This window comes from Melissospora conviva (genome assembly GCF_049523535.1).
GTDB classification, from domain to species: Bacteria; Actinomycetota; Actinomycetes; order Mycobacteriales; family Micromonosporaceae; genus Melissospora; species Melissospora conviva.
This window is the reverse complement of the sequence record NZ_JBLLDT010000012.1, coordinates 58,029-69,105: the sequence shown is the minus strand read 5'-3', so window position 1 is coordinate 69,105 and position 11,077 is coordinate 58,029. Positions and strand designations below refer to the sequence as shown.

The following is an 11,077-nucleotide window of genomic DNA, read 5'->3' as shown; positions in this document are numbered from 1 at the left end:
GGATCAACATTCGCCCCCAGCACCAAATGGCACGACTACTTCGGCCTCAACGGCGAAACAACCCTCTGAAAACCACCGGCAGGGTCCGAGGATGAGCGGCAACGACGAACGCGACATGGTCCGGCGCGGGTACGACGCGCTCTCCTACCACTACCGGGCCGACGACGCCGGCGACGGCCAGTACGCCCCCTGGCTCGCCGACCTGCACCGCCGCCTGCCGGCCGCAGCCGCGGTCCTCGACCTCGGCTGCGGCTGCGGGGTGCCGGTCGCCCGCTTCCTCACCGACGCCGGGCACCACGTCACCGGTGTCGACATCAGCGACGTGCAGATCGAACGGGCCCGTCACCTGGTGCCCACCGGCACTTTCCTCCGTGCCGACGCCACCCGGTTCGACCTGCCGCCGGCCTCGTTCGACGCGGTGGTCTGCCTCTACGCCCTCATCCACATGCCGCTGGCCGACCAACCGCGCGTGATCAGGGAGATCGCCGGCCGGCTGCGCCCCGGCGGAGAACTGCTCGCCACGGTCGGCAGCACCGCCTGGACCGGCACCGACGACAACTGGCTCGGCGGTACCGCCCCGATGTGGTGGAGTCACGCCGACGCCGCGACCTACCGCTCGTGGCTGCAAGAGGCGTGCCTGACGATCACCAGCGAGGAGTTCATCCCGGAGGGCACCGGCGGGCACACCCTCTTCCGGGCCGTACGTCCACAATGAGCGGACCCCCGAAAAAGATCATCTAGTGTCGGCGGCCGGTACGGAGGTCGCCTACCTCGCGCGCCGGCGCGACCAGCTCGGACGGCGGTGAGGCCGCGTCCGGGCCGGTACTGGTGCATCGTTGGTACCGTGGCACAAGACGCGTCGGCGCATCTCGTGGGAGGGCAACGATGGCCCGGACCGCTCCGGCGAACGCATCATCCCCCGGCCGGTCCGCGACCGGTCCCGGCGGGCAGCCCCCGGGGCCGCGAATTGCCGCCCCGGAGACCGCTCCCGCTCCGGAGTCGCTGCTGGAACGCGCCTTCACCGAGGCGCTGGAGCGCGCCGACGACACCGACGAGGTCGCGACGCGGATCCTCGATGCCGCATACGAGCAGTTCTGCCGGATGGGGATCCGGCGCTCCACGATGGAGGACGTGGCCCGGCGGGCCGGCCTCTCCCGGATCACCGCGTACCGCCGGTTCGCCACGAAGGACCGGCTGGTCGAGCAGGTGATCCTGCGGGAGTTCCGGCGTTACTTCGGCCAGTTCCTCGTCGACATCCGGCAGGCCGCCACCGTGGCCGACCGGGTGGAGCTGGGTTTCGTCAGCGCGTTGCAGGCCATCCGGGGCAACCCGCTGATCGGCGGCCTGATGTCCGTCGAACCGGACGTGCTCGTCCCCTCGATGATCAGCGACGGCGGCGGGATGCTCGCCACCGTGCAGCGCTTCGTCGCCGGCCAGCTCCGCCGCGAGCAGGACGCGGGCACCGTCTCCGCCACGGTGGACGTCGAGGTGGTCGCCGAGCTGATGACGCGGATCTCCTGCTCCTTCCTCGTCACCCCCAGCCGGGTGGTCGATCTCGACGACACCGACCAGTTGCGCGCCCTCGCCCGGCGGTTCCTCGTGCCCATGCTGGAGCACAACGCCGGCTGAGCGGCGGGTGTCGACCCGCAGATATCGACAACTGTCACGTAACTCGTTGTGATCTGCGACACGCTGTGCTCTCATTCGATACACGGTCGCAATATGCGTTTCACCGTATCAAGGGACCTCCTACCCCCGAGGAGTGCAGCGTGGAACCACTCAGCAGGCGCAAGATGTTGATGGCCGGTGGGGCGCTCGGCGCCCTCGGCGCGCTGAGCGCGACCGCACCGGCGCAGGCCCGGTCGACGTGGAGCTGGTCCCCCGCCGGCTCCGTCGCCGGCTCCGGGCAGGGCCTCGACCCGCGATGGGTCTGGGATGAGGAGGCCGACCCGCTGGTCGCCTCCCTCCTCGACCGGGGGGACGTGCCCCTGGTCAACCGGCTGCTGCGGACCTGGACCAAGAACGGTCAGCCGCTGCCGGCCGGCCTGCCGGCGGACGTCCACCAGTTCATCGAGCGCGCCCGGCAACTGCCCTCCTGGGTCGACCAGGGCAAGCTCACCACCGCGGTGCGGTTCAACGAGAAGCGGGGCCTCTACCTCGGCGTCCTCTACGGCCTGGCCAGCGGCATGATGAGCACGGTCATCCCGAAGGAGGCCCGCGCCGTCTACTACTCCCAGGGCGGCGCGGACATGAAGGACCGCATCTCCAAAACCGCGAAGCTCGGGTACGACATCGGCACCGCCAACGCCTACCAGCCCACCGGATCAATGATCGTGACCGCGGTCAAGACCCGGCTGGCCCACGCCGGCGTACGGCACCTCCTGCCGCAGTCGCAGGAGTGGAACGACGTCGCACCGGAGGACATCCCGATCAGCCAGCGGGACCTGATGGTCACCTGGCACAGCCTGCCGACCACGGTGATGCGGCAACTGAACTCCTGGGACGTGCCGATCCCGGCCGCCGAGTCGGCCGCGTTCCTGCACCTGTGGCAGGTCGCCGCACACATGCTCGGCATCAGGGACGAGTACATCCCGGCCTCCTGGAGTGAGGCCAACTCCCAGGCCGACGAGGTGCTCGACCCGATCCTGGCGCCGACCCCCGAGGGCATCGCCCTGGCGGACATCCTGCTCGGCCTCGGCCGGGATATCGACGCCGGCCTGTTGACCAAGCCCATCCTCGGCTCGTTCACCCGGTTCCTGCTCGGCAACCAGATCGCCAACTGGCTCCAGATCCCCCGCGAGCCGCTCTGGGACACGCTGCTGCGCGCCGCCTGGGGACCGTTCATCGCCGTCCGCGAAGGGCTGCTGCCGTTCCCGCTCGTGCCCCAGACCTACTGGCTCTTCGACGAGTTCCTGCGCAAGCTGGCTCTGCTCTTCCTCTCCTCGGGGCAGCGCATCAACATCGAGATCCCGCTCGGCAACCGGGAGTTCTGACCGGGAGGAGCCAGGGGTACGGCCGCGCCCCTGGCTCTCCTCGCTCCACCTGCGCAGGCAACGACACCTCCGGGATCCCCCACGACGTACTCCCCCAGGTGAGCCACCCATGGTCGACTCCACCCTCCGGTTCTCCGGATACGTACTGGCCGCCCCGATCCTCGTGACCGCCGCCGAACTGCCGGCAATTCCCCCGGCAGCAGCCGCCCCACCCTCGTCGGACGTGACGCGGCTGCTCGGGCTCGATGACGTCCGGACCGCGACGGCGCTGCCGGCATCGAGGCTGATCTCGGTGGAGGTGTGCCAGGACGGCACGGTGTCGGTCGCGTTGCACCGCGCGAGGATGAGCCGGCACGTCGCCACGGCGGCGGCCGGCCTGATCGCCCAGGAGCTGTCCGTGCCGCGCGCACGGGTGCACGTGTCGCTGGTCGACGCGCGACCGGATCCGATCTCCGATGAGTGCCCGCACACGGCCGAATCGACCTGCGTCTCGATCCGGATAGCCGCGGCCCTGGCACGTCAGCGACTCCTGGCGGCCGCGTCGGCCGCCTTCGGCTCACCCGTGACGGACCTGCGGTTGACCGCCGGCGTCATCACCGACGACGCCGACCGGCGCAGCGACATCGGCGCGCTCGCCAGGCGGGCCGCCAGCAGGAGCACCATCGCCGTGACGGTGGAACTTGTCGTCCCACGGGCGGCGGACCTCACCGTCGTCGGCCACCCGCCAACCGCGTCCCCACCCGAAACGGGGTGACCCGATGACCGCTCAGGCGGAAACCGCCGCGCCCTTCCGGACCGCGCCGTCAGGTTCGTCGCCAGACCCGGAAGGTCTGCTGCAGGCGCCACTGGCCGTCCGGCTGCCTCGCCTGGTTGCTCCAGCGGAAGGCATCGCTCTCGATGTCGGTGAAGGTCCAACCTCGACTACGCGAACGATAGCCAGGTGCTCGCCGGTCAGCGTGAGGTCCCCTCGGACAAGCCGGCATCCGCCACGACTGGCGCGAAGAGCCCGGCGGCCCGTCTTCCGCCAGAACATGTTCGTTCAGGACCTCAACGGGATGCTGGGACGCCTGCGCCGTGCCGGCTGACCCCTTCGCCGGCGCGCCGGGACGGGTCGTCCGCGGTGCGCGCCTACCGCCCGGCGATGCGCGGCCCGTCAGTCCTGATGGAGCACTTACGGGCGCGCTTCGTCGGTGGTACCGATCAGAAGGGGGGTGCGTCCTGGCCCATCAGCGCCAGGACGACGCCGCCCTTGCCGTTCTTGAGGCTCTGGACGACGACCTTGCCGGTGCTGCCGTCGGGCAGCTCCAGCGTGAAGGTCTTCCCGACCGCGTTCTTGGGGCCGTTGCCGGCGCTGTTGGCGGGACGGAAGTCACCGGCCCACGGCGCGGTTCCACCCTTGCGGGCGGGCTCGGCGAAGAGGGCGGCGGTGCCGGGGGTCCTGGTGCCGTCGGAGGATAGGAGCACTGAGGCGCTGCGATAGGTAGCCATATGCGCCAAGGCTAGCGCAGATCGCGCTCGTTTCACGCGCCCCAGTCTCCGCACCCCGGCGGGCGACGCTAACCGACGTGAGCATTCGCCACCGCCGGGGGGTCACCGCGCTGTGCAGACATCCCCGGCGCTCCCGCGCACGCTGCAGGCACGCCGTCCACCGCTTCCGGGCGGCGCGAGACGGAGGAGCCCCTGATGAGACGTCGCCGACAGTATCTGCCCGACCGCACCCACCCTGGGCCACCGCGATCCGCGCGCGGTCCGGCGGCCCGGGTGACGGCTGCGCTGACCACGCTGTTGACCGCCGCGACGATGGTGCTGGTCACCGGCGCCGGGGCGACCGCCGCCGCGGACTCCCACGTCGTCGACGAGCAGTGGCGCAGCACCCGCGAGGTCGATCTGATCGTGCACTCGGCCGCCAACAACCGTGACCTGCCGGTACGGGTGCTGGTGCCGCCCGGCTGGTCGCGGACGGCGGACCGGACCTGGCCGGTGCTGTACCTGCTGCACGGCGGCCGGGACGACTACACGTCGTGGACCCGCGAGACCGACATCGAGCAGCTGGCGGCCGAGACCGGGGTGCTGGTGGTCATGCCCGAGGCGGGACGCAGCGCGATCTACACGGACTTCCACCGGGTGACCGGCAGCACCGGTTCCGGTAAATGGGAGACCTTTCACCTTGACGAGGTCTGGTCCATCCTGCGGGCCGAGTACCGGGCCGGCGACACCCGGGCGGTAGCCGGGATCTCGTCCGGCGGATACGGCGCCATCGTCTACGCCGCCCGGCGCCCGGGAACGTTCCGTTTCGCCGCCGCCTACAGCGCCCCGTTGAACCTCTTCAATCCGGCCACCCGGGCGGTCTTCGCCAGCACGGTGGGCGAGCACGGCGACGACCTGACCGACGCGTGGGGCTCTCCGGTCACCAACCGGGCCAACTGGCGTGCCCACAACCCGATGGATCTGACCGCCAAGCTGCGGGGCACGCGGCTCTACGTCTCCAGTGGCACCACCGGCCTGCCCGGAGCTCTCGACCCCAACGGCTCCTGGAGCCCGGTGCAGTTCGGTGAAGCCATCACCGGCGCCGACACGACGACCTTCGCGACCCGGCTTCTGCTGTCGCTGACCCCGGTCACCGCCAACCTGTACGTCGCCGGCACCCACTCCTGGCCGTACTGGCAGCGCGAACTGCACCGCTCCTGGTCGGCGATCATGGCCTCTCTCGGAGTCCCGGCGACATCCCCGGCGAGGCCGGGCTGACGGGCCGCCCCGACAACCCTGATCGGGCCGGCCCGATCAGGGTTGTCGCACGTCACGGGGTCGTCATCCGGATCGGCGAACATCGGCCGGTCGGTCGAGAACGCCGAAGTTGCCCTGGATGGTGCGGTCCGGGTCCCGCTCCGACTTGAGCTGACGCAACCGCTCCAGCGAGGCCTGCGGCAAGGCGTCACCGAGGCATTCGGAGGCGTTCAGGAAGGTGACCGGTTTGCGTCCGCTGATCGGCAGGGCCCTGGCGAGGGCTGCCTGTCTGCGGACGATCGCCTCCGCTGCGGAGTCCGTGGACGGCACACCCAGCATGTAGGCGGCGTAGGGCTCGGTCAGCGCGCCGTGCGGACTGTCGCTCGGCTCGCTCAGGGCTCCGCCCAGATGTCGGATCTGCACCACCGTCAGGGGCGCGATCGGGTCACCGATGAGCGCGTTCAGGGCGCCGTCGTCGAGCGCGGTGAGAAGCTCGGCCCGGGACTGTCCCGGACTGGGGTCGGTGGGTTCACCGGTGATGGTGCCGAGATCGGCGGCGCTCATGGCCGCCCGAGTGTCCGAGAGCGGGGACGGCAGGTGCCGCGTATCGCGCATGTACCGCCGTGCGGTGGCTTCGTCGCCGAGGAAGGCCGAGTCGATGGCGACCATGGGGTCGGCGCCGGGAAAGTCCAGCAGCTCCAGCCACAGGGTCAAGGAGGTCGGGGCGGACTGCGTCATGGTGCGGTAGACGTCGGCCACCTGACGGGCGCGGGCCGCCGGCCAGAGTTGACGTCCGCCGAACACCATCGGCGCAGGGTGCAGCCGCAGCTCCATCGCGGTCACGACCGCGACATCGCCTCCGCCGCCGCGCAGCGCCCAGAACAGGTCGGGGTCCGTTTCGGCGGTGACGCGATGACTCTGCCCGCTCGCCTCAACGACCTCGAGGGCGAGAATGCTGTCGGCCAGCCAACCGAAGGCGCGGCCGAACCAGCTCAGACCCCCGCCGAGCGCCGCGCCGGTCACGCTGACCGCAGGGGAACTTCCCGGGAGCGCGGTGAGACCGTGGGCCGCGGCCGCACGTTGAAGAGCGCCGGACCGTACGCCCGCACCGATCCTCGCCTTCCTGCCGACCGGGTCGATCTCGATGGAGTCGAGCAGCGTCGTACGCAGAAGGATGGCCCCTGCGGTACGGCCGGTGGCACCGTGGCCGCTCGGTTGCACGGCGACCGAGATCCCGTGGGATCGCGCCAACCGGACACAGGCCTGGACGTCCTCGGCGTCCGCCGCTTCGACCACGGCCTCAGGTCGTTGTTCGATCGCCAGGTTCCACGGACGACAGGCCGCGTCATACCCGGCGTCCCCGTCGATCCAGACGCGTCCCCGGACACGGGCCCGTAGCTCCTGGCCGATAGTGGATGGCAGCACAGTCAAGGGAACTCCTAGACTTCGATGGTTGGTGAAGCGAGGCAGTGGCGAAAGGCCCGCCTCAGCTACAAGTCGAACCTGGCGGGCGAAACGTGACACCCGCCGAAGGGACCCTCATGCCGGCCGACCCGTCCGCGGCGGTTCTCGACGAAGTCGCCGCACAGTTCGCGCTCCATCGCGCAAGGCTCTTCGCGATCGCCCATCGGGCCCTCGGCTCACCGTGGAGCGCCGATGACGCCGTCCAGGAGACGTGGCTCCGGTTGCAGCGCAGCGGCCCGGACGGCATCGACAACCTGGAGGCCTGGCTGACCACTGTCGTCTCCCGCGTCTGCATCGACATGATCCGCCGCAATGTGGCCTGGCGTGAGGACATGGACCCCGACCCTTCCGCCCCGGCGGAGCCTGCCGATGCCGCCCAGATCGCCAACGATCCGGCGGGCGGCGCGATGCGGGTGGAGGAGCTCGCGGTGGCGATGCAGGTGGTGCTCGACACTCTCGGGCCGCGGGAACGTCTGGCGTTGCTCCTGCACGACGTCTTCGACCTGCCGTTTCACGACATCGCCCCCATCGTCGGCAGCAGCCCGGCCAACGCCCGGCAGCTGGCCTCGCGGGCACGGGCGCGGCTGCGCACGGCAGATCCGCAGACCCTCCGCAGGAGCCAGGGCGCCGCCGTCGACGCGTTCCTGGACGCGGCGAGGAACGGAGATTTCGGGAGGCTTCTCCAACTCCTCGATCCCGACATCGAACTGCGCGGCGACGACGCCGCTGTCGCGCTCGCAGAGAGCGGCGCGGAGTACGGGGCGCCGCTGCTCGCGCACCGTATCGTCGGCGCCGACGCGGTCGCGAGGGCATTCGCCGGGCGCGCCGCCCTCACTCGACTCGTCCACATCGACGGAGTTCCCGCGGCGGCCTACACCGCCGACGGAGTGGTCCACGCGGCCTATCTGATCACTTTCTGCGACGGCAGAATTTCCCGTCTGGACATCATCGCCGACGCCGAACGACTCGCCGGCCTTCACATCGCCGTCCCGACGTAGGCCGACGGCTTGCACGGCGGACCCGGGCGCCCCTTGGCTGGTTCAGCGGGAGGACTGCCCGCGACCTCCCCGGTGCCGCCAGGCTGACGGTCCGGTCAGCGGGAGGCGTGTTCGGTGCCCGGCAGGAGCCGGGCACCGAGCACCGCGCCCAGCAGCACCAGTGTGGCGGCGAGCACCAGCCCGATCGGGTAGCCGCGCGCCAGGTTGCCCCCGGCGACGACGACCCCGATGCCCGCGATGCCGAGCACCCCGGACGCCTCCCGGGCCACCGCGAACATGCCGCCGGCCACACCGGCCTGGCGCGCCGGCGCCGCCGCGAGCACCACGGCGCCCAGCGGCACGGTCAGCGCCGAACCGAAACCGATCACCGCCAGCGCGCCCACCAGCAGCACCGGCCCGGTCCCGGCCAGCGCCACGGCCACCATGCCCACGGCGACCAGGGCCAGACCCGCCGCGACGACACGGGCCGGGCCGTACCGGCGGACCAGCGCGGGGGTGAAGGGCGCGACCACCGCGACCGCCACCGCGACCGCCACGAACGCCAGGCCGGCCAGCGCGGGCGAGTAGCCGCCGACCTGTTGCAGGTAAATCGCTGTGTAGAAGAAGACCCCGTTGACGCCCAGGCCCCAGAGCACCTGCACGGCCACTCCCCCGCTGAAGGCCCGCACCGCGAACAGCCGCGGGTCGATCACCGGGTCACGGGCGACGCGTTCCCAGAGCAGACAGGCCACGCCCGCGGCGACAGCGATCAGCGCCGAGACGAGCACGCTGCTGTCGCGCCAGCCGTGCCCGGTGCCGTGGCTGAGCGCGTACGCGAAAGCCAGCAGCGCGACCGTGGCGGTCGCGACGCCCGGCAGGTCGAGGCGGACGTGGGCACCCTGGGCGGGAACGGGCTGTGCGGTGGTGGTGGAGCGCACCACGACCAGCGCGGCCAGCCCGACGGGCACGTTGATGAGGAAGATCCAGCTCCAGTGGGCGTGCTGACTCAGCACGCCGCCGAGCACCGGTCCGGCGGCCAGCGCCACGGCACCGGACGCCGTCCACCCGGCCGCGCCGCGCAGCCGGAACCGTTCGTCGCCGGCGGCGATCGCGGCCAGCGTCGCCGGCACCAGCAGCGCCGCGCCCAGCCCCTGCACGACCCGGGCGGCGATCAACGTGGCGGCGCTTCCGGCCGGCGCCCCGGGCAGGGCGGGCAGCCCGCAGGCCAGCGACGCGATCGTGAAGACCAGCAGCCCGGCCCGGAGCGTGCGCGGCCAGCCGTAACGGTCAGCCAGCCGGCCGCCGGCGAGCAGCAGCCCCGCGTACGCGATCATGTAGCCGGTCGCCACCCACTCCAGCGTCGGCAGGGTGACCCGCAGGTCGGCGGCGATCGACGGCGCCGCCGTGGTGACGACGGTGTTGTCCAGCATGGTCAGGAACGCGGTCACCAGCACGACCGCCAGGACCGCCCGGTCACGCTTGGCCGACGTGCCGGCCTCGAAGCGGCGCCGGGGCGCGGGCGCGCGCGATCCGAGGCCGGTGGTCGACCCGCTCACACGCCGGCCGGCACCGCGACGAGTTCCCGGCCCGCCGGCGCGGTCCGGAAGGTGCGCAGCCGCTGCTCGCCGACCTCCGCGCGGGTCACCGGGTCGTCGATCCCCATCTGCTCGCGCGGCGCCAGGCAGAGCACGCTGACCTTTCCGAGGTGCTGGTTGAGCTGCACCGTCCGGGTCGCCTCCGCCACCTCGCCGAGCGGATAGACCCGGGACAACGTCGGCACCAGCCGGCCCAGCCGCAGCAGGCGGTTGAGCTCCGCCGCCTCCTGATAGTTGGCGCAGTGGCTGCCGACGATGCGCTTGAGCCGCATCCAGAGATACCGGTTGTCGTACTGGTGCTCGTATCCGCTGCTGGAGCCGCAGGTGACCACGGTGCCGCCGGGGCGCGCCAGATAGACCGAGGCACCGAAGGTCTCCGCGCCGGTGTGTTCGAAGACGATGTGCGGGTCCTCACCGGTCATCCGCCGGATCCGCTTGCCCAGTTCCCACCAGGCGCGCTGCTCGCCCAGCCCGCCCGGCAGCTCCGCGCGGTTGATCACATGCCGGCAGCCGAGGCGGCGCAGCAACTGCGCCTTCTCCTCGGAGCTGACAACCGCCACCGGGATGCCACCGCCGGCCAGCACCAGCTGCACCGCATAACCGCCGAGACCGCCGGTCGCGCCCCAGATCAGCACCACGTCGCCCTGCTTCATCAGGGCGCCGCGCTGGCTGACCAGCATCCGGTACGCCGTGGAGGCGCAGAGCGTGTTGCAGGCGGCCTCCTCCCAGGACAGGTGCGCGGGCTTGGGCAGCAGCTGGCTGGCCTTGACGACGGCGAAGTCCGCCAGCCCGCCGAAGTTGGTCTCGAAACCCCAGGCCCGCTGGTTGCCGATCATGGAGTCCTGGTGGGTCTGCGGATCCTCCGAGTCGACGTAGATGGGGTGCACCACCACCTGGGCGCCGACCGACCACTGCCGCACGCCGGCTCCGACGCGGACCACCACGCCCGCCGCGTCGGAGCCGATCACATGCCAGGGCTGGTCGTGCCGGGCGCTCCACCGGTCCTGCCGGCCGAACCGCTCCAGGAACGCGAACGTCGGCACCGGCAGGAAGGTCGCCGACCAGACGGTGTTGAAGTTGATGCTCGATGCCATCACCGCCACCAGCACCTCGTCCGGGGCGAGGTCCGGCATCGGCACTTCGCCGACCCGGATGGAGCGGCGTACGTCGCGGTCGGTCTCGCTGCCGAACAGGTCCACGTCGTCGCGGCGCAGGTGCGCCGCGCGGAAGGTGGCCGGCACCGGGCAGGCGAGCAGCTCGGCGGGATCGGCCCCGGCAATCGCCGCTTGCGCGAGTTCGGACATGACGGTCTCCTTTGCGGTGA

At 71.5% G+C, this 11,077-nt stretch carries 10 protein-coding genes; 6 read left to right on the top strand and 4 right to left on the bottom strand.

From position 1 onward, the window contains the following. Positions 1-91 precede the first annotated feature (91 nt). The 4 genes from ACK8GG_RS20660 to ACK8GG_RS20645 all read left to right on the top strand — a co-directional run bounded on the left by ACK8GG_RS20660 (position 92) and on the right by ACK8GG_RS20645 (position 3,747). Positions 92-715: a class I SAM-dependent methyltransferase gene (locus tag ACK8GG_RS20660; RefSeq protein ID WP_440357037.1), complete on the top strand. Its 624-nt coding sequence runs from the start codon at positions 92-94 to the stop codon at positions 713-715. A 170-nt stretch (positions 716-885) separates the two neighbouring features. Further along, the gene (locus ACK8GG_RS20655; RefSeq protein WP_440357036.1) at positions 886-1,629 is read left to right on the top strand and encodes a TetR/AcrR family transcriptional regulator; all 744 of its coding nucleotides are present in this window, start codon (positions 886-888) and stop codon (positions 1,627-1,629) included. Between the two features lie 140 nt (positions 1,630-1,769). Then, positions 1,770-2,993 carry an oxygenase MpaB family protein gene (locus tag ACK8GG_RS20650; RefSeq protein WP_440357035.1) on the top strand — a complete coding sequence of 408 codons (1,224 nt, stop codon included), beginning with the start codon at positions 1,770-1,772 and terminating at the stop codon, positions 2,991-2,993. 109 nt (positions 2,994-3,102) lie between these two features. After that, positions 3,103-3,747 (top strand): molybdopterin cofactor-binding domain-containing protein, encoded by a 645-nt coding sequence (locus ACK8GG_RS20645; RefSeq protein WP_440357034.1) that lies wholly within the window; start codon positions 3,103-3,105, stop codon positions 3,745-3,747. 446 nt (positions 3,748-4,193) lie between these two features. On the opposite strand, the gene ACK8GG_RS20640 is transcribed toward ACK8GG_RS20645, so the two are convergent. After that, on the bottom strand, positions 4,194-4,481 hold the full coding sequence (locus ACK8GG_RS20640) for a hypothetical protein (protein WP_440352136.1): 288 nt from the start codon (positions 4,479-4,481) through the stop codon (positions 4,194-4,196). A gap of 195 nt (positions 4,482-4,676) precedes the next feature. Here ACK8GG_RS20640 and ACK8GG_RS20635 point away from each other — a divergent pair, with 195 nt between their 5' ends. Then, a complete protein-coding gene (locus ACK8GG_RS20635) occupies positions 4,677-5,738 on the top strand; it encodes an alpha/beta hydrolase (protein WP_440357033.1) in 1,062 nt (353 codons plus the stop codon). Between the two features lie 63 nt (positions 5,739-5,801). Here ACK8GG_RS20635 and ACK8GG_RS20630 read toward each other — a convergent pair whose 3' ends face one another. Then, a complete protein-coding gene (locus ACK8GG_RS20630; RefSeq protein ID WP_440357038.1) occupies positions 5,802-7,013 on the bottom strand; it encodes an FAD-binding oxidoreductase in 1,212 nt (403 codons plus the stop codon). 173 nt (positions 7,014-7,186) lie between these two features. On the opposite strand from ACK8GG_RS20630, the gene ACK8GG_RS20625 reads away from it, so the two are divergent. Next, positions 7,187-8,179, top strand: a complete 993-nt coding sequence (locus ACK8GG_RS20625; RefSeq protein ID WP_440357032.1) for a sigma-70 family RNA polymerase sigma factor — start codon at positions 7,187-7,189, stop codon at positions 8,177-8,179. Between the two features lie 95 nt (positions 8,180-8,274). Here ACK8GG_RS20625 and ACK8GG_RS20620 read toward each other — a convergent pair whose 3' ends face one another. Both ACK8GG_RS20620 and ccrA read right to left on the bottom strand, forming a co-directional pair. Beyond that, positions 8,275-9,714, bottom strand: coding sequence for an MFS transporter (locus tag ACK8GG_RS20620; protein ID WP_440357031.1), 1,440 nt, complete (start codon positions 9,712-9,714; stop codon positions 8,275-8,277). Further along, on the bottom strand, positions 9,711-11,057 hold the full coding sequence (gene ccrA, locus ACK8GG_RS20615; RefSeq protein WP_440352132.1) for a crotonyl-CoA carboxylase/reductase: 1,347 nt from the start codon (positions 11,055-11,057) through the stop codon (positions 9,711-9,713). Before ccrA ends, ACK8GG_RS20620 begins: the two co-directional genes overlap by 4 nt. Between the last annotated feature and the right edge of the window lie 20 nt (positions 11,058-11,077).